This window comes from Thalassotalea insulae, assembly GCF_030161395.1.
GTDB lineage: Bacteria > Pseudomonadota > Gammaproteobacteria > Enterobacterales > Alteromonadaceae > Thalassotalea_E > Thalassotalea_E insulae.
Genome location: NZ_BSST01000001.1, coordinates 3,191,828 through 3,216,040, shown reverse-complemented (window position 1 = coordinate 3,216,040; position 24,213 = coordinate 3,191,828). Strand labels below are relative to the sequence as shown.

Genomic DNA, 24,213 nt, shown 5'->3' with positions numbered 1-24,213 from the left:
AGAAAGCATGTCAAACATTGCAATATTAGCCGGTGACGGTATCGGCCCCGAAGTCATGATAGAGGCAAAGAAGGTATTAGCCTGTATCGCTGACAAATTTCAGATCACGATTAACACCACAGATTATGATGTTGGTGGTGCGGCCATTGATAATCATGGCAACGCACTGCCGCCAGCAACGTTAGCAGGCTGTGAACAAGCGGATGCAATATTATTTGGTTCAGTCGGCGGGCCAAAGTGGGCAAATTTACCTCCCACAGAACAGCCAGAGCGCTGCGCATTATTAGGCCTTCGTGGTCATTTTGACTTATTTTGCAATATGCGCCCTGCGACCTTACAGCCTGCATTAGCCAGCTTATCAACCTTACGCAGTGATATATCAGCACAAGGTTTTGATGTATTAGTGATCCGTGAGTTAACCGGCGATATCTACTTTGGAGAGCCGAAAGGCAGACGCGGCGAAGGTGATGAAGAAACCGGCTTTGACTCAATGTTTTATTCTCGCCAGGAAATTAAACGTATCGCTCATTTAGCTTTTCAAGCGGCGAAAAAACGTAATAACAAGGTCACTTCGGTTGATAAAGCGAATGTATTAGCCACCTCACAATTATGGCGTCAGGTGGTTGAAGAAGTCGCAAGTGAATACCCTGAGATTGATTATGAGCATCTATACGTTGATAACGCGGCAATGCAGTTAGTGCGAGATCCAAATCAATTTGATGTCATGCTGTGCCCTAACCTATTTGGCGATATTCTATCGGATATTTGCGCTATGATCACAGGTTCCATGGGGCTATTACCATCCGCTAGTTTAAATGCTGAAGGCTTTGGCATGTACGAACCAGCAGGCGGCAGTGCTCCTGACATTGCCGGACAAGGCATTGCCAACCCGATCGCACAAATTTTATCTGCCGCATTAATGCTACGTTACAGCCTAGATCAGGATAAAGCCGCACAAATAATTGAACAAGCAGTCACCAGCGCGTTAGATAACCGCATATTAACCGCTGATTTATTACCTGAAGATAGTAAAAATCAAGCAAAAACCACCAGTGAAGTCGGTGATTACATTTGTCAGTTTATTAACCAAGCCAACCTAGAGGAAGCATGATCATGGCGACAACCTTATATGAAAAATTATGGCAACGCCATTTAGTGGAAGAAAAAGCCGGTGAAACGCCATTACTTTACGTTGACCGTCATTTGATCCATGAGGTTACTTCCCCTCAAGCGTTTGCAAATTTGCGCTTTCATAATCGGTCATTACGTCACCCAGAGCGGACCATAGCAACCATGGATCATAATATTTCTACCCGTTCGATAGAAATTAATGCCGCTGGTGAAGGTGCCGCCAATCAATTACGTACGTTAGAGAAAAACTGTAAAGAGTTCGGTATTGAATTATTCGGTATGGGGCATAAAAATCAAGGCATAGTTCATGTTATGGGACCAGAGCTAGGCTTAACCCTACCAGGAACAATTATTGTTTGTGGTGACTCTCATACAGCTACCCATGGCGCTTTTGGTGCACTGGCCTTCGGTATTGGTACCTCAGAAGTCGAGCATGTCTTTGCCACCCAAACCTTGCGACAAACAAAAGCCAAGACCATGAAAATTGAAATCAAAGGGCAAGTCAACCAAGGCATTAGTGCTAAAGACATCATCTTGGCAATTATCGGTAAAACCGGTAGCGCGGGTGCCACAGGTTATGTCGTGGAATACTGCGGCGAGGCAATTGAAGCCTTAACCATGGAAGAGCGTATGACCATTTGTAACATGAGCATTGAATTTGGTGCTAAAGCCGGATTAATCGCTCCAGATCAAACCACCTTTGATTACCTTGAAGGGAAAGAATACGCGCCTAAGGGTGGTTTATGGCAACAGGCAGTTACTGACTGGCAAACACTTAAAACAGATGCTAATGCCCGGTTTGATGCAGAGTTAGTATTAGATGCCAAAGAAATCAAAGCACAAGTCACCTGGGGCACTACTCCAGGACAAGTAATGGCCATTGACGACACTATCCCTTCACCAGATGATTTTTCAGATCCAGTAGAAAAAGAGTCGTGTATAAAAGCATTAAACTATATGGGATTAACTGCTGGTACTAAAATTACCGATGTGGCTGTTAACAATGTCTTTATTGGCTCTTGTACCAATTCACGTATTGAAGACTTGCGTGCAGCCGCAGCAACTGTAGAGCACTTCGCGCGCCAAGGTAAACAATGTTCTGATAAGGTTACCGCTATCGTTGTTCCTGGTTCATATCGTGTTAAAGCACAAGCTGAACAAGAAGGCTTAGATAAAATATTTATCGAAGCAGGTTTTGAATGGCGCTTACCTGGCTGTTCCATGTGTTTGGGAATGAATGATGACAGATTACAACCGGGTGATCGCTGCGCCTCCACCTCAAACCGTAATTTCGTTGGACGTCAGGGACGCGATAGTCGTACTCACTTAGTGAGTCCTCAAATGGCCGCTGCCGCAGCCATTAACGGTCATTTTGTTGATTTAAGCGCATAAGGAGCAAATAATGGAAAAATTTACAGAACACACTGGGTTAGTCGCTCCATTAGATGCAGCGAATGTCGATACCGATCAAATCATTCCAAAACAGTTTTTACAAAAAACCGAACGTATTGGTTTTGGTCAGCATTTATTTCATGACTGGCGTTATTTAGACAACGAAGGTTTGCAAAACAACCCTGACTTTGTGCTAAATAAACCTCAGTATCAGGGCGCAAGTATTTTATTGACGCGAGAAAACTTCGGTTGTGGTTCAAGCCGAGAACATGCCCCTTGGGCGATTCAAGAATTTGGTTTTAAGGCGATTATCGCACCGAGCTATGCCGATATTTTTTATGCTAACTGTATTAATATTGGCATTGTGCCAATCAAGTTAAGCGAAGCACACATTAATGCATTATTTGATATAGCATCAAAGGGCGAACTAAAACTCACTGTCGACTTAGTAAACAATAAGGTTTTCAATGATGACGTTGAATTTAGCTTTTCATTAGACAGCTTTCATCAATATTGCTTAGAGCAAGGTATCGACAGTGTCGGCTGGACCTTAAAAAAACTCGAGAAAATCGAATCATTTGAAGCACAAATGCCAGCCTGGCAATAGAAATTAATTTACGCCAATCTATCTAAATGGCCTTTATTCAGCCAATTTAGATAGATTGCGCTTGCCATTACAACACATTTGATAATGCAAAATTATTAAAAATCAAAAGAAAACTTCTTACAAATATGATAATTTCCCTCTCAAATTTAACCTTATATTTACAATTAAACCTATGTCTGACGGTTTTATCTTAATTACAACTAAATTTCCAAAAACAGCTGACAGCGAATCATATAAAAAAGTAACAGTTCAACAAAACGAATACTTACTGCAAGCCAATAACTGTCATGTAATCTCTGATGAGCGGTCTTTTTTAATTTTAGAAGGTTATATTCATAACTATGAGCTTAGCGATATATATCAAGCATTTCGTTCCAATGATAAAACGATATTCAGTCAACTAGATGGTTGTTTTTGCGGCGTTTATATAGATGAAAACCAAGTGATTGCTTTTAACGATCGCTTAGGAGCTAAAACTGTATTTTGGCAAAAACAACAAGACGGACTATGTTTTACTTCACGCGCTGCTTTAATGCCAATATTTGAGACAAAATTATGTGCTAAAGGCGCTTATGAAAGTATCCATTTTCGCTGGTTAAGTGGTGAGCAGACGTTACTAGAATCAGTTAACAAGCTTCCCGCTAAACATTTTGCTTACTTCTCCCACTCAGCACACCTATCGAGTGAACAATACTGGCAACTACCTGTACCACAGAAATCAGCTAAAGCACCATTTTCAAAGAAACTTAATGAAACAAAAGTAGCGTTAAGCAACTACTTAGAAACAATAAGCAAAAAACACAAAACTGCGGCAATATTTCTCAGCGGAGGCGTTGATTCATCCTTGTTAGCTGCGCTAAGTAAAGAAGTATTTGAAAAATGTTATCTCATCACGCCAGTATTTCCAGATGATCATAATCCTGAACTAGATACAGCGAAACAATTTGCCCACCAATTAGGGCTAGAGCACATATTAGTCGATATCAAACCGCAAGCTATTCAAGATAATTTACAGGATTTATTAACGCTCATTCGCGAACCAATTAGAAATTATAGTTCCTTAACCTTAATGGAACTGATGAAGAACGTTCCTGCTGATGCGGATATAGTACTATATGGTGAAGCAGCTGATACCCTTTTTGGCGCTAATAATATTCATAAAACAACAAAAGATACTTTTAGAGCTAAGATTTGTAAACTCATTCCGCATTGGTTAATCAACTCAGTTACTAAATATCATACAAATTATGGAAAAATAGCCAAACACTATAAAGAGCTTTCAAACATCGATATTATCTTTGCCTCGTCGCAAATTAACTATGATAAAAAGGCATTAACTCTTGTAGAGTCTATAGCCACAGAGCTTTCACCACCAATAGATAATTGGGAATGGTACCCACAAGCACAACAAAAGAAGCCAAATATAAAGTATTTAAAACAAATACAGTTAGTCAATGCTCCTCTTGCTAAACATTTTTCAGAAGCACAGGCTATTGCTGAAATTTATGACAAAAAATTAGCCATTCCTTTTATGACCAATGATATTTTTAAAATCTCTCAATCTTTAAGGTATAACGAATTTTTTAATGGGGTTACTAAACCCATTTTAAGAGAACTGGCTTGCCAATACTTTCCCCGTGAATTGATCTACCAACGAAAATATGGTTTTCCTGTACCATTTATTTCATGGCTACAAGGAGCGTTAAAAGAATTAGTGGAAGAGCTCCATAATGAACAAGAACTATTTAACGGTAAGTTATTAGCAGACTGTACTATTGAAAATCACTATGAATTGTACTGGTTATTGATTAACTGGCAACATATCAACCATAGCTTCAAACAGCGTCAATTGAGTAGTCATACTAATTAAGTGCTAACTTTAAGATAAGTTTCTCATAAAGTTAGCTCTTTTATCGTCTCTACCCGGTTGGTGCATTAATCAAACTAAGCAGCGGTAAATGAGCGTTGAGATTGACTAGATAAGGCCTAAACAAATACTAAAGACTCACCTAGCCTTACTACCAATTAGACAAAGCTGGCATGCTAAAACGCTGATTATGAAATTCCAGTACAACTTGCTGAGGTAAAATTTTCGCCAATAAAACCCCTTGGGCAATATTGTCCCCTTCCCGGCGGTCCTCACCATTGACCCGCACCCAACCTTGTCCTTCAGTAGCGTAGATATGCATTTCAAATTGCAAATTAGGTAAACTGTTCTGGATATCTAATGGCATTTGATGAATAGCTTTAAGTTCTGCTTGTGCCGTATGGTTCTTATTATTCGAGCTCTGCTGCTCTGTTTCAGTGTCTTTAACAGCGGCTTTAAAACGTTGTAGTAAATCATCTGACACGCCATCGGTTGCCACCAGTTCAAAACCATCGTTTGAAACCTGAGTTACACGTTCAGGCTGATACCCCAGTACTCTGGGCTTTTCATTGATGCTTGGCTCAGACTGTTGTTGTTCTTGCTCGACCTTTTGAACTTTCTCTGTTGATACGGATTTACTTGTCACTACGTCAGTATTCGATAAACGGATAAGCTGGGAATTAATTTCTTTCGGCGCTGCCGCTTGCAGCTGACTATTATCACTAACGGGTGCCACAATCGTTTCTTTCATTGCGATTTTGCTTGTTGAGCTTGGCTCTGAATACAAGTTAAAACCAAGCCAGTATCCGCCTAGCACAGCAAACACGACAAACGTTGCTGCTAAGGCACCTTGAAACCATGGAGTATGCCAAAGTCCTTGCGCTTTTGTCTCATCCCCTAACGCTTCAATTGCCGCTTGCTTCACAATGTTACTATTCACCACAGTAACGTTTTTACCATAGGCTAAAATCAACGCACGGTCACAAAGTAAATTGATCACTCGGGGTATGCCTTTTGATATCTTATGCAACTCACTAATCGCCCTTTTATTAAATAGGGCTCTGGTACATTGAGCGACAGATAATCGATGTTTAATATATTGAGTAAGTTCTGCTTTGGTAAGCGGCAATAAATGATAACGCGCCGTTATCCGCTGTGCGAGCTGGCGTAAGTCACGACGTTGCAGTAACTGCTGTAGTTCAGGTTGGCCAATTAAAATAACCTGTAATAGCTTTTTAGTATTGGTTTCAAGATTAGTCAGCAACCTTAATTGCTCCAAAACTTGTGGCTGTAGATGTTGAGCTTCATCAATAATCAACAAGGTATTAATATTATTTTGATGATTCTTAAGCAATTTATCCTGAATTTTATCTGTGAGATATTTAAGGGTAGCGCCAGTTTTTTTATAACGTATTTTTAAATTATCACAAATCGTAGCCAGCAATTCTTCACAGGATAGCGTCGGGTTTAAAATAAAAGCCGACTGGGTGTTTTCCGGCAAGTTTTCCATAACACTACGACTGATAGTAGTTTTGCCAGTACCAACCTCACCGGTTAACAAGACAAAGCCACCATGATCACCTAAGCCATGAGTTAAATGTGCTAACGCCTCACGATGCCGATCACTCATAAATAGATAGGCCGGATCCGGTGCAATAGAAAATGGCGCTTCACTTAAACCAAAATACGCTGAATACATCACTAATAATTAGTAGTTTAAAAAGACTGAATGAAATTACCTTGTTGCCCGCAATAAGTCAAAGTATCAAAATCCCTGATAGGAAATTATGATAAACTTTTGACACGATTAACTACCATACATCATAACAAATTATGACTGACACTCGTATTGACCAACAAATAAATGCCTACCTAGTCGGTGGTGCAGTGCGTGATCAACTGCTTAGCCGCACGGTAGTAGAGCGTGATTATGTCGTGGTAGGTAGTAACGTACAACAGATGTTAGCGCTTGGTTTTAGTCAGGTTGGTAAAGATTTTCCAGTATTTCTCCACCCAACAACCAAAGAAGAATATGCGCTTGCCCGCACCGAGAAAAAACAAGGTCAAGGATATACCGGTTTTACTTGCTATAGTTCACCAGAGGTAACTCTAGAGCAAGACTTATTACGTCGTGATCTAACAGTTAATGCCATGGCTCTTGATAACCAAGGTAACATTATTGACCCATTTAATGGCCAGCAAGATTTACGAGATAGAATTCTCCGTCATGTCTCTCCAGCATTTGTTGAAGATCCACTCAGAGTGTTACGAGTGGCGCGCTTTGCCGCTCGTTATCACTACCTTGGTTTTACCGTTGCCGATGAAACTATGGCTTTAATGAGCCAAATTAGTAACAACGGCGAGTTAATCACGCTTTCAGGCGAGCGAGTATGGAAAGAAATTGCCAACGCATTAACTGAGCAAAACCCAGAAATATTTTTCCAGCTACTACATCAATGCTCTGCGCTGAACACTATTTGGCCAGAACTAGACAACTTATGGCAGGAAGAATCAACAACAAGTAATTTTGCTAACTTAGCAGAAGTTGCATTAGCAAACTTAACACAAGCGGTTAAATTAACCGATAAAACCGATATTCGCTTTGCCAGCCTTTGTTTAGCAATCCCCGGCCTAAATTTGGCGGCTTCTCCTCAAGATATAACCGAGCTTGCCTCAAGATTAAAATTACCCAAACAAACACAGTTATTAGCATTAAAAGCAACACAACTTCACTCGTTAGTCACAGATATTAAGCAGCAAACGCCGCAAGCAATATTAAGCTTATTTGATCAATTGGACGTATGGCGAAAGAACGAATTTTTTGATGATTTTCTATTGGTCTGTCAGGCAACAGCTCAAGCAATAGAGAACGCACCAGATCAGAATTTCACGGCTAAAGATTATTTAAAAACGTTGCTTAAGCAATGTAAGACGATATCAGCACAAGCTTTTATTGCTCAAGGACTAACAGGCAAAGCGATTAAATCAGCGATGCAGGCAGAAAAACTTAATATTATCACCAACTATCCTTTTCCTGACGATTAAAATACGTAATCTAAATGATATTACCAAAAACAAAAAACCATGCCGCTAAGCATGGTTTTTTATTCACTTAAATAGTTTCAAAAATTAGAAACTATAAGTCGCTTTCATATAGTAGTAACCACCGTTGTAATCAAATGGACCACTTTCGTAGTAAATTGCACCACTCCAATCGTTTGACGCCTGTAACTTCTGCGCTTCCTGATCAAAGATATTCATTGCACCGGCAGAGAAAGTTAATGCATCGCTGAAGAAATAGCTCACTTCTGCATCAAATGTTACAGCTGAGTCAGCCATTTCTGACTCTTCCGGCGTGGTGCCATCAGCATGTGTCGCATAATACTCACCAAAGTAATTCGCACGAACGAACATGCTAATGTCTTCCCAAGATTGGGCCATAGTTAATGTTGCGCGATGATCTGGCATACCATCTTCTAAACGATCAATCTTACCCTGATTAGTGGTTAATGGGTTAAACTTATCAACCTCAGTATCCGTCCAGTTATACGCTAAACTGAACTGAGTATCACCGTTCATTAATGCCATTGAATAGTTAGCAACTAAATCAATACCTTGAGTAGTAGTATCAAAATCGTTAGCGAAATAAGTAACAGCAGAAATTAACTCAGGATTTTTAACCCCTTCAGCTCTTAATGCCGCATAATCTTCTGGCTCTACATCTATTTGACTTGATTGTGCAATACGGTCAGTGACTTCAATGTTGTAATAATCAACGGTCATAAAGAAATCACCCGAGTTATAGACAAAACCTGCCGCATAACTGACTGACTCTTCCGGCTCTAACTCTCGACCACCATAAAACGCTGAAAGAGGGTTCGTTGGTGGCGCTAAGAAACTTTGAATAAGTTCCCCTTCAACTAAAGAAGTAGCTGTGTTGACAACATTCGCCTGACCAACAGTTGGTGCGCGGAAGCCGGTACTGTGAGATGCACGTAATGACAATTCATCAGAGACAGAAAACTGTGCGGTCAATTTATAATTAAGAGTATCACCAAAAGAAGAAAAATCTTCATAGCGCAGTGCACCGCCTAACAAGACTTGTTCACTCACTTGCGCTTCAACATCCGCATACAGTGCAACACTGCGACGAACATCTATACCTTGTGCTTCAGGACCAAACCCTTTAAAACCATGAGAGCCAATATTAAAACCTTGGGCCGCATAAGGGCCAGCTTTCCATGAAGATTCCTCGCCAGAAGTGATTTCAAAGCTTTCTTCACGCCATTCTGCACCTAGTGCAACATTCATTGGATCTTCAAAGCCAGCATCAACTTCTTTCACTAAATCAAGGTTAAAGCCTTTTTCTAGCTGAGTATAACCACCGGTTTTAAAATCAGTTGGCGTTTCCAAACCTAGTGAAGGGTTTAACGTATTTCTTAAGATGAATGTCGACGCATTACGGCCAACAGAACCACTAACATCATAATACCAATTTGTTAAGAAACCTGACTTGATTTCCCCTTTTGTTCCGGCAGTAAATGACGTATCAGTAATATTACCGCCGAATCTTGGCGTATAACCACCAGGCATAATTTGGTTCATTGAGAAACAGTTAGGATCTTCAACCATAGCTTGATAAGCAGCAGTATCAAGCACATTTCCCACATTGGATGGAACTAAAGAAGATGAACCATCTCCGCCCAGCATAGTTTCGACATAAGCATTAGACATAGAACATGTCGCCACACCATCAGTAGCAAAACCAACATCACCTACAAGTAATGTTGCGCCATCATCAATCGAAAACACATTACTGCGATTATGCGGATTACGGTAATAAAACCCACCCTCGGCATCACGTTCAGAATAGTTACCAAACATGTAGAATTCTTTATCATCGCCTAAATCAAGACCTACGTTGGCAAATAACGTAATGTCATCTTTGATCTCAGGGTTACCCCAAATCATTGCAGGATCTTGTACATGAGTATTACCGGCATCAATTAGCGCTTGTGCATCTGGACGTTGCACGCTTCGACTGGTGGCATCAGCATTTTTCAACTGAAAGCTTAAGTTAACAAAGCCATCACGAGTAAACGGTAAACCAATATTACCATCCACTATAGTACCAGTTCCGTCCCCTTCATAATACTCACCATGCTTTACTGACAATGAGCCACCATCGGCGTCATCTTTTAGCACAAAGTTCATCACACCAGCGATAGCATCTGAACCGTATTGTGCCGCAGCACCATCACGTAATACTTCAACTTGCTTTAACGCAACACTCGGGATCACCGAAATATCAGGCCCCTGTGCACCGTCATTAACACCGCCCCCTTGGAAAGCAATAACAGAAGCACGGTGACGACGCTTACCGTTTAACAATACCAAGGTACTATCTGATGATAAACCACGTAAATTAACCGGACGGATCAGCGTTGCAGCATCACTAATAGGTTGTTGGCGAACGTTAAACGATGGTACCGCACTTTGTAATTGATCAAGCATATCGCTTGAAGCACTTCGACCAAGCTCATCTGCACCTACAATATCGATAGGAACCGGAGATTCGGCCACTGAACGTGGCGCAGCACGAGAACCGACAACAGCAATTCGTTCGACTTCTTGTTCTGCACCTGCATTTTCTTCTGCGTATGAGGGCGCAGTACCTAACGCTAGCCCTACAGCTAAGGCTAACGTACCAGCACGAAATTTATTAGACATGTTTTTTACCTTCCTAGTTTTTGAACTAAAGTTATATTTATTTACATTTTTATTATTATTTTATTTTTATGACTTAATAGCGGCTGATAAAAAGCGCTCGATTAAGTTAATTTAGTTATAAAACAGCCAAGATCGCTTTACAAGTAGGGAAATAACTCATAAATCCTAAAATGAAGAAATAAAACAGTGTTATTAGATAAAAACACTAACAAACAAAACATTTGGATCATTAAACTAAAAAATCAGAGTTTTCTATAAAGCCAGAGATAATGGATTCTCTAGCATTGTTATTGATTCAAGTAAATGCGAAACCGTTCGTAATTAAGCGTCTTTTACATATAACTATTAGGAATAAAAAAAACAATGACAATTCAAAAATAAGATAGCAGTTATTATGAACCTTTCACTCGAACCACAATAAATAGACAAAAATTTAACTAAATTTTAACAGTACAGAGCTAGCATCAAGGTCATTTGTCGCAAATATTTAGCCGTTAAACGCAGCTTGTAACAAATTATTCGCACTATATAACCAAATCCAACCATGAATAACTATTCACATTTTATAGATTTTTTACTAGAAAACGTAATAACTAACACAATAATTAATTTCAGAAAATAAAAAAGGCTTGTTAAAAAACAAGCCTTTTAAAGTATAAATCGCTACTAAATAACAACTAGCACATTATTCTGCTGGCAACACTTTCGCTTCAACAAAGCCGAAGCCAATGCCAACCGCCCCACCTTTTTGACAATAGGCTTTCATAATGACATTGTCGCCGTCTTCCAAGAAAGTACGAGTTTCACCATTTGGCAAGCTAATGGGTTCAGAACCTGCATTCGATAATTCAAGTAATGAACCTGCTTCTTCCGGTTCTGGGCCTGATTGCGTACCACTACCAAACATATCACCAGCCTGAAGATTACAACCGTTTACTGTATGGTGCGCCACCATTTGTGCCACTGTCCAGTATGAATCTTTAAAGTTTGATTGCGACAATTTAACCGCAGACTCATTTGCAGTGCGCATTTTTTCTGTTTCCAATGACACTTGTAATTGAATATCAAATGAACCGGATGCACGATTTTGCTCAGACTCTAAATAAGGCATAGGTTGAGGATCATTCATATCACGAGTCCATTGCGCTTTAAATGGTGCTAACGCTTCGGTTGTTACTATCCACGGCGAAATAGTCGAGGCAAAGTTCTTTGATAAGAATGGCCCTAACGGCTGATATTCCCAGCCCTGAATATCACGTGCCGACCAGTCATTAAAAATACATAAACCAAACACATGGTCTTCCGCATTTTCGATGCTAATCGGCTGACCTAATTCATTACCTTTTCCTAAGAAAATCCCCACTTCAAGCTCATAATCCAAGCGTTTACATGGGCCAAATGATGGTTCTGTTGCTGTCGGCGCCTTAGTTTGTCCCTTAGGACGTTTAAAATCACTGCCTGAAATTTCAATCGACGATGAACGACCATGATAACCAATAGGCACCCACTTATAGTTAGGTAACAACGGGTTGTCTGGACGGAACTTTTTACCAACAGAGGTAGCATGATGAATAGAGGTATAAAAGTCAGTGTAATCGCCAATACGACAAGGTAAAGCATATTCGGCATCAGCTTGGGCAACTAAACAACCAGCCAAACTATTCTGTGCCGCAGACCCAGTAGCTAACGCTTGTGATAATGCTGCACGCAATGCGCTCCAGACATCTTTTCCCATCGCCATAAAATCATTTAACTGCTCTTTAGCACAAGCTTCAATCGCCTGCTGAGCAACACCGCTAAATACACCAGAATCTTTTGCGGCTGCCAAATCTAAAATTTGATCGCCAATAGCAACACCGCCACGAAAATTTTCTGCGCTATCGCTGCGACGAAACACGGCAAACGGCAAGTTTTGAATTGGAAAATCTCCCCCAGATACATTAGCTGATTCAACCCAACTGGTTAATTTCGGATCATGAGTTTGATTGAGTAAAGAATTGTTTGACATTAGCAAAAAATACTCCAAATTTGGCGTGCTAGATTATGTGAATATTAGGATTAAACACGCGAATAAACAATGCCCGCATTATATCAAGCTAGTAACTAAAGGCTAAGGAAATGCAAAACAAGCAAATTTTTACTGTCAACTTATTGTTGCACCTAGATATTTACATTAGCGTTACGCCTAGTCTTCCCCTACCTCATGAGTTGAACAAAAGTACTAAAAAATTCGCATTATTAACGCTGTCACTTATAATCAATAATGCACAGATATGTCAGTACTAGGTCGTTGATTTGATAAAAAATATCTATAAGTTATTAATTTTATTTTCTTCTTTTGGCTGTTGTGCGCAGCAAGAAGCGATCAAAGTACTAAGCGAACAATTCCCGCCCTTTAATTACACGATTAACCACCAACCACAAGGTATAAGTACCGAGCAGGTTCAAAAGCTGTTAAATAAACTGGCAATAAAAACTGAAATTCAATTTTTACCTTGGGGTCGTGCTTACTATATAGCTCAAACCACACCAAACACCTTGATCTTTTCCATTGCCCGCAATAAACAACGTGAACATCAGTTTCACTGGATAGGTTTACTGTCAAAAGCACACGCTTGTATTTTTTCTCTGAAAAGCAGTCAGCACTTAAATCATGTGACCTCGCTTGAACAAGCAAAAAAATATCGCGTCGCAACCCAGCAACAAAGCCATATCAGCCAATTATTACTGAGAGAAAATTTTATTGAACATCAAAATTTTCTCAAAACCGTTTCAGTCAGCCATGCAATAAAGCTCTTGCAGTACCATCGCACTGACTTTATCGGTTACCCAAAAGAAGTACTGTATTATCATTTAACAAAACAAGGCATAACGCCTGAAGAACTAATACGAGTCAACTTTTGTTTGAATAGCCCACCACTTTATCTGGCATTTAGCATGGGAACGCCTATCGATACTGTACAACGATTTAAAGCAGCGTTTAGTGAAATACAAGCTAACTCAGTTATCGAATAAATCTGCAACTCTTTTCATTAAAAACTGGGGAAATAACTAAGGGTGATCTATACCTAACAATAGAGTAAACCTGTAATTTCTATTATCTATTATGCCGTTATCTTTTTTATCAAATAAACAATCAGCAGCTCTTCCGCCATGGAAAATCATGATCATCGACGATGAAGAAGATGTTCATACCATTACTAAAATGGCATTGAAGCGTTTCGAACTGGAACAAAGAAAACTCACTTTTATTCATGCCTACTCCGCCGGTGAAGCAAAAGAAATACTCAGTAATGAAGAAGATATCGCATTAATTTTTCTCGATGTCGTGATGGAAAGTGATAACGCTGGTTTAGAATTAGTGAAATGGATCAGAGAAGATTTAAATAATAAATTCTCTCGTATCGTATTACGCACCGGTCAACCAGGACAAGCACCTGAAGAGCAGGTCATAGTTGATTATGATATCAACGACTACAAGGAAAAAACCGAACTCGATCGCAAAAAACTGTTTACCACGGTATTTTCATCATTAAGAGCCTATCGCGATATTATTGAAGTTGAGCAGGCACGCCAATATCAGGAACTCTATCGTGAGGGGCTAGAACGGGTTATTTCATCAACCAGTCATGTCTTTGAACAGCGCTCTATCACTCAATTTTTTAATGGTTTATTACAGCAAATCATGTCACTACTTAGGGTAAAACAAAACAGTATGTTGCTACAAGTGACAGGACTTGGAGCCGTTTATTCTGAAAATGATTTTAAAATCATCGCGCAAATGTCCAACGACAGTGGTGATGACGCCATCGATCCAACCGCCTTTCAATACCTCAATATGGCGATTGAGCAAAAAAGCAGTATCTATCAAGATGATATTCTGGTCGGTTACTTCCCGAGTCATTCAGATAAAATCAGCCTACTTTATCTAAAAGGTATCACTGCATTAAGTGAAATTAATGCCAAATTATTAGAAGTATTTTCAGGAAATGTCAGCCTGGCATTTGATAATTTACTATTAAATAAAGAGATCATCGAAACGCAGGAAGAACTAATTTATCGCTTAGGCGATGTAGTGGAATCACGTTCCAATGAAGCAGGTAATCATATTCGGCGTATGTCTGAAATATCCCACTTGCTAGCGATTAAATTAGGCCTATCCGAAGAAGATGCAGAACTATTGAAACAAGCGGCGCCTATGCATGATATCGGTAAAATTGCGACTCCAGATAAAGTACTACTCAAGCCGGGTAAGTTAAATAGCGAAGAAATGACAGAAATGAAACGCCACCCCAGCATTGGTTTTGAAATTCTCGATGGTTCTAAACGACCTATCTTAAAAACTGCTGCGCTCATTGCTCAGCAACATCATGAAAAATACGATGGTAGCGGCTACCCTGAAGGCCTCGCTGGGGAAGATATACATATTTTTGCAAGAATTGTCGCTGTAGCTGATGTCTTTGATGCTTTGACCCACAAACGCTGCTATAAAGCAGCCTGGCCAACGGACAAAGTAAAACAATTTTTTATTGAGCAAAGTGGACAGCACTTAGATCCTGAGATAGTAAAAGCATTACTCGATAATTTTGACAGCGCGATGGAGATCAACAATAAGTATCAGGATAGTTAACTTATTCTCAATGAGTTAATGGGATTTTAATTAAGTAGGCCAAACCTTTGCCTAATTCACTATTGACCTTAATACTGCCTTTTAACGACGAATGCACTAGATTATAAATCAAGTGAGTGCCTAATCCGCTACCACCATCACCGCGTTTAGTCGTATAAAAGGGTTCAAACAATTGGTTTAGGCTCTCAGGTGCTAGTCCCTTACCGTTATCCGCATAATGAATAACTAAATTATTATTTTTACTATAGATACTTATTTTTATTCGCCCCTGCTCTATCTCATCGAAGCCATGTATAATCGAATTCATGATTAAATTACTAAACACTTGCGAAATAGCACCGGCATTGAGCATCACCGAAAGTTGCGGTTCACACTCAATTTCAATAGTGTGTTTAAGCCGTTTCAATTTAGGCTTTAGAGAAAGTAGAATTTCATCGAGGTAACTTCGTACATTTATCTGCCGTTGCTCATTCGATGATTGATCAACGGCAACCTGCTTAAAACTCTTTACTAGCTCAGCACCACGATCGGCATTAGTACTGATGATCTTAAGCCCTTGTTCAATTTCATCTAAATATTCTTGCAGCGCTTCTTCTGTTAATGTGCCATTGACATAATCGGCTTTAAGCTGTTTATGTTCTTCAGCTAAATGGCTGATCCCGGTGACACAAATACCAAGCGGTGTGTTAATTTCATGAGCAATACCGGCAACTAAGCCGCCTAATGACGCCATTTTTTCCCTTTGCACCAGTTCTTGTTGAGTCTTTTTTAATTGTGCTATCGTATCTGTCAGCATCTTATTGTTTTGCTCAAGCAATCGATGCTGTTCAGCTAAATGACGCTGAGCTTCCCGGCGCTGAGTGGCATTAATGTTACTTTCAATCGCCATTGCAATATGATTAGCAACATAATCAAGAAACTGCAGATCCTGCTGATTGTATTTCACTTGTTCAGCATAGCTTTGCACCACAATAATACCGTGCAACATTCCTCCAGTGATCATAGGTGCCCCCATCCAACACTTAAAATCTGTCGAACCCAATACTTCTTTAATCTCCCCTTCAGTCATTAACTGCGTTATTTTATCTGGAGTTAACAATTTCGGTTTTTTAGTGCGAATGACATAAGAACTTAATCCCTGACCTAGCTGTAACACTTGCCCTGTCATGTCCTTATCGCCAACATCCTGTTCGTCAACAAAGTAAGGTAAAGTCAGGGTTTGCTCTTCTTCGTTGAGCAAGCCAATAAAGAAATTTTTTGCATCAATAAATTGACTGACAATTTCATGGACGCGCTGATATAAGTCAGTTAGCGCTAATTCCTCATGAGAAAGCGAAGCAATTTTAAATAACGCATGATGGAGTCGCTCAGCATATTGCAGATCAAACAATTGTTGTTTTAACGTCACGATTTCTGTCTGTAAAGACTCAGGAGCCACAATAAATCAACCAAATAGTTAAGGTAACTTATTGTTAAGCATAGTATGTTTTATGGTATTTTTTATAACCGCGACTAAACCGCCTGTCAGGCCCTAAGAGCTGCGGCATTAAAGTTCAAAATCGCCAAAATCAATATCAGTACTGTTATTGCTACAAACTTGGCTGGGAGGGTCGAGTAACGAGGGCTGTTGAATTTCAACCGGCTGAGCTTCTTGCTTAGCTTTAATTTTGCCCTCTTTTCTTTTTTTGCGTTGTAGGCAGCGCTTAATTACTTTTTGCTTATCGTCTGACGCTAAATTAATCCAATTTTGACGTTCATCACGGGTACGAAAGCAACCTTTACAGTGGCCTTTTTCGTCCGATTGACAGACCCCGATACAGGGGCTTGGTACGTCAAAAAATTCTAATTGCATACAAAACCTTGAGCAAAGTAAAAGCCTATAGCTTTATTATAACCTATAGGCTTAAATAATCGTTATGCTAACTTATCAGAAGCTATATGATAGTCGGGATCTTCGATTAAATTTATCTCAACCAGACTACCAGCTTTAGTTAATAACTGCTTACATTCCGTATTTAAATGCCGTAAATGCATAGTTTTTCCACGACTTAAATAACGCTCTGCCAGTATATCTATCGCTTCTATCGCGGAATGATCGGCAACACGAGAATTTTTAAATTCAACAATTACATCATCGCTATCCTTATCGACAGAAAACTGTTCTAAGAAATGAGTAACAGAGCCAAAAAATAACGGGCCATTAACTTCATAGACTATAGTACCTTGCTCATTTTCACTACGCTTAACAATCACATGTTTCGCATGTTCCCAGGCAAATACTAAGGCTGAAACAATCACACCGACTACCACGGCAATTGCCAGATCCGTTGCAACAGTGACACCTGAAACTAACACAATGACAAAGGCATCCGCTTTAGGCACTTTACCGAGAATACGAAAGCTTGACCACTCAAAGGTGCCAATAACGACGATAAACATGACCCCGACTAATGCTGCTAGTGGGATCATTTCAATTAAGCCAGAAGCGAATAAAATAAAACCTAACAAACCTAATGCCGCAGTGATCCCAGAAGCACGTCCCCGACCGCCTGAGTTCACATTAATCATCGACTGGCCTATCATGGCACAACCGCCCATAGCACCGAAAAAGCCATTAACCGTATTAGAAGCCCCTTGAGCAATACACTCTTTATTACCACGACCTCGAGTGCCAGTAAGCTCATCAATTAAGGTTAAGGTTAATAAAGATTCAATTAAACCAACCGCAGCAAGGATCAAAGAAAACGGTAAAATAATCATCAAGGTTTCAAGATTAAAAGGGACATCAGGAATAGCAAATTGAGGTAATCCACCAGCAATAGAAGCGGCAGGGTCATTAGTCATATCACGGACAAAATCAACCACAGTACGCGCTTCCAAGCCTAAGCTCTGTACCAATATTGTCACTACAATAATCGCCACTAATGACGACGGCACCGCTTTTGTTAACTTAGGTAACAAGTGAATAATCGCCATTGTCAACACAATCAAACCTAGCATGGTATATAACTGCTCACCTTGCATCCAGACATGCTCCCCCGCAGCATTTGGCACTTTAAATTGCCCTAGCTGAGCAAGGAAAATGACGATGGCCAGACCATTAACAAAACCTAACATTACCGGATGAGGCACGAGTCGTATGAACTTGCCGAGGCGGAAAATCCCCGCCAGTATTTGCAAGACCCCAGTTAATACCACGCAGGCAAACAAGTATTGGACCCCATGCAACGCCACTAAACTGACCATCACTACCGCCATGGCACCAGTTGCACCTGAGATCATCCCAGGTCGACCACCAAAAATAGAAGTGATCAAACCTACCATAAAGGCAGCATACAAACCGACCAGTGGCTCAACGCCAGCAACAAAAGCAAATGCAACGGCTTCTGGCACCAAAGCTAAAGCAACGGTTATCCCGGATAAGACATCATTTTTTAAATTGCCATTTTTACTGGCATGTAGTTCAAACATTGCGATCTCACGTAGTTGATTTATTTCAATACCGACTAAGACTCAGTCAATATTTTGAAGGTTAAGCAAGCTCACTTAACCATAGAAGCATTTAGTAGCAATTATCTAAAGATAAAAAGTGGCGGGATACTATAGATTAATGGTGAAAATGTCAATGACGGGGAAAATCAGCACCATCAAGAAATTAACAACAACTACTTGATAGTACTGAATTTTATTTGATATACGCAATTAATTAATAGCTATTAATTATACCTGTTCAGCAGTTTTTTCTCTTTCGAGTAAAAATTCTTTGATTTCATCCCGGGAACCTAAGATATGCTTTTTCATTACCGCAACTGCCTGCTCAACATTTTTTTGCTTGCATAGACTCAACAACTCATTGTGTTCAGATTCCGCCTTCGACATACCACCAGCCCATAATAAATGCATACGAATATAACGGTCAGCATTTTTATTTAAGGTATTAACCAAATCTTGAGTTTGTGGGCGGTTAGCACCAGAATACAAACAGTTATGGTAATTAGAATTAAGCTCACTCCAAGTATTAGCGGCGTTTTCTTTACCTAAAGATTGATTAAGCTCATCGAGTATTGCGGTCGCTTCGGCCAATTTTTGTTCAGAAAGATTCGGGATAGAAGCAGCCAGTAAATCGGCTTCTAACATTGCTCTGAGTTCAAATAACTCATCAACCTGCTCAATATTTAACTCAGTCGCTGTTGCCCCTTTATGTGGTTCAAATGCCACTAACCCTTCGGCTTCCAGCTGTAATAACGCTTCTCTAACAGGAATACGGCTAACATTTAACTCTTCCGCTAATGCTGCCTGGCGCAATGGCTGACCCGCCTTAATAGCTCCATTTAGGATCTTTTCTCTTAACGTTTCTACCACTAACTGTGTGCGTGTTTTATAAACTATGCTCATGCGCCATAACCTGGTGACTATTTATTAAATTGCTATCCATTATAAGCATTTAATTTTTAAAAAAAAGGAGCTAATGAAAATAGCTCCTTTTAATGACGATCTTATGATCTTAACAATTGTGGCAACAGCTCATTTGGCATGTTCTGATAGCAAATCGGCCGCTGAAAACGCTTAATCGCTTCACTACCAACAGAGGTAGTACGTAAATCAGTTGACGCTGGGAAAGGTCCGCCATGATTCATCGACGCGCAAACCTCAACGCCCGTTGGCATCTGGTTATAAATCAAACGCCCCACTTTATGCGCTACCGACAACGCTACGGTACGGCTTTGCGCCATATCCTTATCTGTGGCATGAATAGCTGCAGTTAAATTACCTTTAAGTAACCCAATGAATTCTGCTAGTTCCTGTTCATCTTGTAAGCGCAATATTAATGCACATGGACCAAACACTTCTTCCTGTAACACTGTATTAGCTTTAAACGTTGTCAAATCAGTGACAAATAACGCCGCCTGAGTAAAATGAGCAACACCTGATTGACCTTGTGCTAATAACTCAACACCATCAATTGACTGCCAGCTCGCAACTGTTTTTTTATAACTTTCAGCCATCGCCGGAGTCAGCATTACTCCCGCTTCAGTTGCAGCAATTGCGGCACTTGCCGCTTGCTCAAATACTGGCGTATCGACACTTTTCACATAGCTCCATATTCCCGGGCTAGTACAAAACTGTCCTTGCCCCATCATTAATGATGCAACTAAGTTTTCCGCTAATGTACTGGCCTCTGTCGCTAGTTTATCTGCCATAATAAATTGTGGGTTAACACTACCTAGCTCACCATAAAAAGGAATCGGTTCAGGGCGTTGGTTAATCTGCTGCTGTAAGATCATGCCAACGCGCTCAGAGCCGGTAAAACCAACCGCTTTAACCATTGGATGAGTCACTATCTGACTAGCGATAGCATAATTTTTTCCCTGAATTAACGAGAACACCCCAGCATCTATATCACAAAGCTCAATTGCCTTACTGATCGCCTGAGCCACTAATTCTGCCGTACCTGGGTGTGCGGCATGTGCCTTCATCACCACTGGGCAACCCGCTGCTAACGCCGAAGCCGTATCGCCACCTGCGGTAGAAAATGCTAACGGGAAATTACTGGCAGCAAAAACACCGACGACACCTAATGGCAAATATCCCAATCGAGTATCAGGTTTAGGTAACGGTTGACGCTCAGCATCCGCAGCATCAAACACCCCTTGATATTCTCCCTGCTCGAGTAAATCAGCAAATAAACCAAGTTGGCCCACAGTACGACCACGTTCGCCTTGAATACGCATTGCCGGTAAACCAGTTTCAGCACAGGCCATTTCAACCAATTCATCACCTAAGGCAACAATTTGTTCACCGATAGTACGTAAAAATTTTGCTCTTTGCACTGCCGGCAACTGACTATAACTTGCAAATGCCTGATGAGCACGTGCGATCGCCTGTTCTACTTCTGTTTCACTGGCATCAGCAAACACTTCAGGCATAGGCTCATTTTTTACCGCATTAGTCGCAGAAAATCCCTTGGTAAAATCTCCTGACCATTCGCCTGCAATTAAATTTTTTCCTGATATCGACATAATATTCTCTTCACTTTTTGATAAATAAATAGGCAATAAGGTGTTACAACAAACTATTTGACAACAAAACCAAAGGCATAGGGATCATCATCATCTATAGTAATGCAGTTTTTGCCAAACACTCTCGCCCAGCCTTGAATACTTGGTTTTATCGCCTGAATTTTGCCGTTAGGCGTTTCCAATTCAACCACTTGTTCTATCTTGCCAATAAACTGGCTTCCGATATAACTTTCATGAGTAAAACTATCACCGAGTTTTAGTTCTCCTCTAGCAAATAACTGCGCCATACGGGCACTAGTACCAGTGCCACAAGGAGATCTATCAATTGCCTTCTCACCGTAAAACACCGCATTAGCACCGTCAGAACCTTGGGTTTGAGTCGCCCCAGTCCACAACACATGACTCACCCCGTTGACGGTTGGGTCTTCAGGGTGAACACAATCCAAGGTTTCACTGGCTATCGCGCGGACAATTGGACTCCAATGTAAAATATCATTGGCACTCCATTGTTCAATACCAGGAAAGTTTGCCTGAGGCTCAACAATGACATAATAATTGCCGCCATATGAAACATCGACAGTTAATAATCCTAACCCTGGAATATCCAACTCAACATTTTGATGCGCTAAGTATGCAGCTACATTATAAAGCTTAACCGCAGTGACCTTTTCCCCTTGCATCTGATATTCAACAGTGATTTGCCCCGCCGGCACATCAAGAATTAACTTCCCCGACGTCTTCGCACTGAGTAACCCAGCTTCTAATGCCGCAGTTACTGTACCTATGGTGCCATGACCACACATAGGCAAACAGCCAGAGGTTTCAATAAATAAAATTGAAGCATCAGCATTGTCACTACATGGCGGATAAAGAAATGCGCCTGACATCATGTCATGGCCACGGGGCTCAAACATCAATCCCTGACGGATCCAATCATAATGCTGAAGAAAATCCTGACGTTTTTCACTCATGGTTCGGCCTTGCAAGTTAGGATGACCACTGGTCACTAACCTCACCGGATTGCCACAAGTATGACCGTCAATACAAAAAAACGTCCCTTTGTTCATTTAACACCTTTTATTTAGGTAATCTCGATCCAGCTGGCAATCACTACGAAAAGCAAGCTGGAGTTAAATAGCAACAAACCCAAATGCTGATCACTCAGATTCAGGTTTGTTATTGACTATAGCTAACACTAAGTACCGGTATCACATTACCGGCGTAACATTGATCTAAATTAAATTTAGACGGATCAATACGTGTTGCCACTGCGTCGTTATAAAGTTTTTCTACACGGGCACGCTCTTCCCCTGATAATGGTAAACGAGGTGCACGAGTCACTTCGCTACCATGGCCTGCCAACTGTTCGCAGAATTTAATACACTGCACCAAAGTTGGAATAGTATCTAAGCGTAATAACGGCAAGAACCAACGCCAGAAATGACTGACATACGACCCGCTACCACTTCTTTTACCGCAGTAAGAATCGCTTTTTTCTCTTCACGAGTATGAGCGCAGTTTTCTCCAACAGTTCCTAATGCAATGATACTGTCAACACCTTCCTTAATAAGCGAATCCACCATCTGTTGCGTCGCTTCAAAGTTAATAGGCATCATCGTTATATTGAGTCGTTACCGCTGGGTAAACGGCTTGCCAATCAATTTTCATCATTTGTTTTTACCGCAATAGTTAAATAAATAATACCGTCAAAGTATTTGTAGAATTAACTTCGCATATTGTATACAATTATTTTATTGATACAAGTATAATGTATGAAAATTTTAGTAAAAGGCGTTGGTAATGCAATTTAAACCCTATAATTTTGATAATTATCAAACAATTAGCTCAATAGACCTTCACACAGAAGGTGAACCATTGCGCATTATAACTCATGGTTATCCTGAAATAATTGGTGAAACCATTTTAGCCAAACGTCAATATCTCAGCGAACACTTAGATCATTTACGCCAATTATTAATGTTTGAACCACGCGGCCATGCAGATATGTACGGCGCACTTATTACAGAGCCTTGTACGCCAAATGCCGATTTTGGCATTTTATTTATGCACAATGAAGGTTACAGCAGCATGTGTGGCCACGGTATTATCGCTGCAGTTTCAGCGGCAATAGAAAGCCAAACCCTGCCACTGCCTAAAGCAAATGAATATATCGGCATAGATGCACCGGCTGGATTTATCAAGGCTTACGCTAATTATAACAATCAGCAATTAAACGTCAGTTTTGACAACGTGCCTTCATTTGTAGAAGTATTAGAGCAATCAATTACCCTGCCATCATTAGGCACAGTTAACTATGATATTGCTTTTGGCGGTGCTTACTATGCGTTTATCGACGCCGATCAACTTGGTCTTGAATGTACACCTGAAAACACTCAACAATTGATCAACGCCGGTCGGGAAATTAAAAAAGCGATATCAGCCAGTTATCAGATAACCCATCCGCAAGAACCAGATTTAAGCTTTCTTTACGGCACAATTTTTTATTCCAAACAAACCAATGAGTTTGACGCTCATTCAAAACATGTTTGTATCTTCGCTGATGGTGAAGTTGACCGTTCACCAACCGGTACTGGCGTATCAGCCCGTGCTGCACTATTAAGAGTTAAAGAAGATCTAGCGACAAAGACACCGATCATTATTGAAAGCATTGTTGGAGGCAAGATGACTGTCACTATAGAGCAAGCGCTAGATTATGTTGGCAAAGCAGCGATCGTCCCAAGAGTCAGTGGCCGGGCATTTATTACCGGTGTACATCAATTCGTGCTCACTGAAAATGATATTTTTCCACAAGGTTTTATTTTACGTTAAGCTGTAG

At 40.4% G+C, this 24,213-nt stretch carries 17 protein-coding genes and 1 pseudogene; 8 read left to right on the top strand and 10 right to left on the bottom strand.

Annotated elements, in window-relative coordinates; genetic code table 11:
* The first annotated feature begins 7 nt into the window (after positions 1-7).
* From leuB to QQK06_RS14510, 4 genes are all read left to right on the top strand, one after another.
* Positions 8-1,111 (top strand): 3-isopropylmalate dehydrogenase, encoded by a 1,104-nt coding sequence (gene leuB / locus QQK06_RS14525; protein ID WP_284245461.1) that lies wholly within the window; start codon positions 8-10, stop codon positions 1,109-1,111.
* Positions 1,108-2,523 carry a 3-isopropylmalate dehydratase large subunit gene (gene leuC / locus QQK06_RS14520; RefSeq protein ID WP_284245460.1) on the top strand — a complete coding sequence of 472 codons (1,416 nt, stop codon included), beginning with the start codon at positions 1,108-1,110 and terminating at the stop codon, positions 2,521-2,523. Before leuB ends, leuC begins: the two co-directional genes overlap by 4 nt.
* A gap of 10 nt (positions 2,524-2,533) precedes the next feature.
* Positions 2,534-3,130, top strand: a complete 597-nt coding sequence (leuD, locus tag QQK06_RS14515; RefSeq protein WP_284245459.1) for a 3-isopropylmalate dehydratase small subunit — start codon at positions 2,534-2,536, stop codon at positions 3,128-3,130.
* 172 nt (positions 3,131-3,302) lie between these two features.
* On the top strand, positions 3,303-5,000 hold the full coding sequence (locus QQK06_RS14510) for an asparagine synthase-related protein (RefSeq protein ID WP_284245458.1): 1,698 nt from the start codon (positions 3,303-3,305) through the stop codon (positions 4,998-5,000).
* A gap of 148 nt (positions 5,001-5,148) precedes the next feature.
* Here QQK06_RS14510 and QQK06_RS14505 read toward each other — a convergent pair whose 3' ends face one another.
* Positions 5,149-6,696, bottom strand: a complete 1,548-nt coding sequence (locus QQK06_RS14505) for an AAA family ATPase (protein WP_284246630.1) — start codon at positions 6,694-6,696, stop codon at positions 5,149-5,151.
* A gap of 161 nt (positions 6,697-6,857) precedes the next feature.
* Here QQK06_RS14505 and QQK06_RS14500 point away from each other — a divergent pair, with 161 nt between their 5' ends.
* The gene (locus QQK06_RS14500; RefSeq protein ID WP_431313662.1) at positions 6,858-8,042 is read left to right on the top strand and encodes a multifunctional CCA addition/repair protein; all 1,185 of its coding nucleotides are present in this window, start codon (positions 6,858-6,860) and stop codon (positions 8,040-8,042) included.
* An 84-nt stretch (positions 8,043-8,126) separates the two neighbouring features.
* On the opposite strand, the gene QQK06_RS14495 is transcribed toward QQK06_RS14500, so the two are convergent.
* Both QQK06_RS14495 and fahA read right to left on the bottom strand, forming a co-directional pair.
* Entirely contained in the window at positions 8,127-10,727 is a 2,601-nt protein-coding gene (locus tag QQK06_RS14495) for a TonB-dependent receptor plug domain-containing protein (protein WP_284245456.1), read from the bottom strand.
* Positions 10,728-11,412: 685 nt separating this feature from the next.
* Positions 11,413-12,735: a fumarylacetoacetase gene (gene fahA / locus QQK06_RS14490; RefSeq protein ID WP_284245455.1), complete on the bottom strand. Its 1,323-nt coding sequence runs from the start codon at positions 12,733-12,735 to the stop codon at positions 11,413-11,415.
* Positions 12,736-13,022: 287 nt separating this feature from the next.
* On the opposite strand from fahA, the gene QQK06_RS14485 reads away from it, so the two are divergent.
* Both QQK06_RS14485 and QQK06_RS14480 read left to right on the top strand, forming a co-directional pair.
* Complete coding sequence (locus QQK06_RS14485) at positions 13,023-13,742, top strand: substrate-binding periplasmic protein (RefSeq protein ID WP_284245454.1); 720 nt, start codon at positions 13,023-13,025, stop codon at positions 13,740-13,742.
* A 148-nt stretch (positions 13,743-13,890) separates the two neighbouring features.
* A complete protein-coding gene (locus QQK06_RS14480; RefSeq protein ID WP_284245453.1) occupies positions 13,891-15,357 on the top strand; it encodes a DUF3369 domain-containing protein in 1,467 nt (488 codons plus the stop codon).
* Between the two features lie 7 nt (positions 15,358-15,364).
* Here the strand turns inward: QQK06_RS14480 and QQK06_RS14475 are convergent, their stop codons facing one another.
* The 7 genes and pseudogenes from QQK06_RS14475 to QQK06_RS14445 all read right to left on the bottom strand — a co-directional run bounded on the left by QQK06_RS14475 (position 15,365) and on the right by QQK06_RS14445 (position 23,045).
* The gene (locus QQK06_RS14475; RefSeq protein ID WP_284245452.1) at positions 15,365-16,795 is read right to left on the bottom strand and encodes an ATP-binding protein; all 1,431 of its coding nucleotides are present in this window, start codon (positions 16,793-16,795) and stop codon (positions 15,365-15,367) included.
* A gap of 108 nt (positions 16,796-16,903) precedes the next feature.
* Positions 16,904-17,209: a DUF1289 domain-containing protein gene (locus QQK06_RS14470; protein ID WP_284245451.1), complete on the bottom strand. Its 306-nt coding sequence runs from the start codon at positions 17,207-17,209 to the stop codon at positions 16,904-16,906.
* A 62-nt stretch (positions 17,210-17,271) separates the two neighbouring features.
* Positions 17,272-18,828 (bottom strand): SulP family inorganic anion transporter, encoded by a 1,557-nt coding sequence (locus tag QQK06_RS14465; protein ID WP_284245450.1) that lies wholly within the window; start codon positions 18,826-18,828, stop codon positions 17,272-17,274.
* A gap of 249 nt (positions 18,829-19,077) precedes the next feature.
* Entirely contained in the window at positions 19,078-19,752 is a 675-nt protein-coding gene (locus tag QQK06_RS14460) for a GntR family transcriptional regulator (protein ID WP_284245449.1), read from the bottom strand.
* Between the two features lie 101 nt (positions 19,753-19,853).
* The gene (locus QQK06_RS14455; RefSeq protein ID WP_284245447.1) at positions 19,854-21,377 is read right to left on the bottom strand and encodes an aldehyde dehydrogenase (NADP(+)); all 1,524 of its coding nucleotides are present in this window, start codon (positions 21,375-21,377) and stop codon (positions 19,854-19,856) included.
* Positions 21,378-21,430: 53 nt separating this feature from the next.
* On the bottom strand, positions 21,431-22,444 hold the full coding sequence (locus QQK06_RS14450; protein WP_284245446.1) for a 4-hydroxyproline epimerase: 1,014 nt from the start codon (positions 22,442-22,444) through the stop codon (positions 21,431-21,433).
* Positions 22,445-22,553: 109 nt separating this feature from the next.
* Positions 22,554-23,045: pseudogene (locus QQK06_RS14445) on the bottom strand (dihydrodipicolinate synthase family protein).
* Positions 23,046-23,177: 132 nt separating this feature from the next.
* Here QQK06_RS14445 and QQK06_RS14440 point away from each other — a divergent pair.
* Positions 23,178-24,206 carry a proline racemase family protein gene (locus QQK06_RS14440; RefSeq protein WP_284245445.1) on the top strand — a complete coding sequence of 343 codons (1,029 nt, stop codon included), beginning with the start codon at positions 23,178-23,180 and terminating at the stop codon, positions 24,204-24,206.
* Positions 24,207-24,213 lie beyond the last annotated feature (7 nt).

Bases quoted from the DNA above. Each gene is read 5' to 3' on its own strand.
- QQK06_RS14495 (WP_284245456.1), bottom strand. From the start codon at position 10,727: ATGTCTAATAAATTTCGTGCTGGTACGTTAGCCTTAGCTGTAGGGCTA.
- QQK06_RS14505 (WP_284246630.1), bottom strand. From the start codon at position 6,696: ATGTATTCAGCGTATTTTGGTTTAAGTGAAGCGCCATTTTCTATTGCA.
- QQK06_RS14455 (WP_284245447.1), bottom strand. From the start codon at position 21,377: ATGTCGATATCAGGAAAAAATTTAATTGCAGGCGAATGGTCAGGAGAT.
- QQK06_RS14510 (WP_284245458.1), top strand. From the start codon at position 3,303: ATGTCTGACGGTTTTATCTTAATTACAACTAAATTTCCAAAAACAGCT.
- QQK06_RS14440 (WP_284245445.1), top strand. From the start codon at position 23,178: ATGCAATTTAAACCCTATAATTTTGATAATTATCAAACAATTAGCTCA.
- leuC (WP_284245460.1), top strand. From the start codon at position 1,108: ATGATCATGGCGACAACCTTATATGAAAAATTATGGCAACGCCATTTA.
- QQK06_RS14465 (WP_284245450.1), bottom strand. From the start codon at position 18,828: ATGTTTGAACTACATGCCAGTAAAAATGGCAATTTAAAAAATGATGTC.
- fahA (WP_284245455.1), bottom strand. From the start codon at position 12,735: ATGTCAAACAATTCTTTACTCAATCAAACTCATGATCCGAAATTAACC.
- leuD (WP_284245459.1), top strand. From the start codon at position 2,534: ATGGAAAAATTTACAGAACACACTGGGTTAGTCGCTCCATTAGATGCA.
- QQK06_RS14450 (WP_284245446.1), bottom strand. From the start codon at position 22,444: ATGAACAAAGGGACGTTTTTTTGTATTGACGGTCATACTTGTGGCAAT.
- QQK06_RS14470 (WP_284245451.1), bottom strand. From the start codon at position 17,209: ATGCAATTAGAATTTTTTGACGTACCAAGCCCCTGTATCGGGGTCTGT.
- QQK06_RS14460 (WP_284245449.1), bottom strand. From the start codon at position 19,752: ATGAGCATAGTTTATAAAACACGCACACAGTTAGTGGTAGAAACGTTA.
- QQK06_RS14480 (WP_284245453.1), top strand. From the start codon at position 13,891: ATGATCATCGACGATGAAGAAGATGTTCATACCATTACTAAAATGGCA.
- leuB (WP_284245461.1), top strand. From the start codon at position 8: ATGTCAAACATTGCAATATTAGCCGGTGACGGTATCGGCCCCGAAGTC.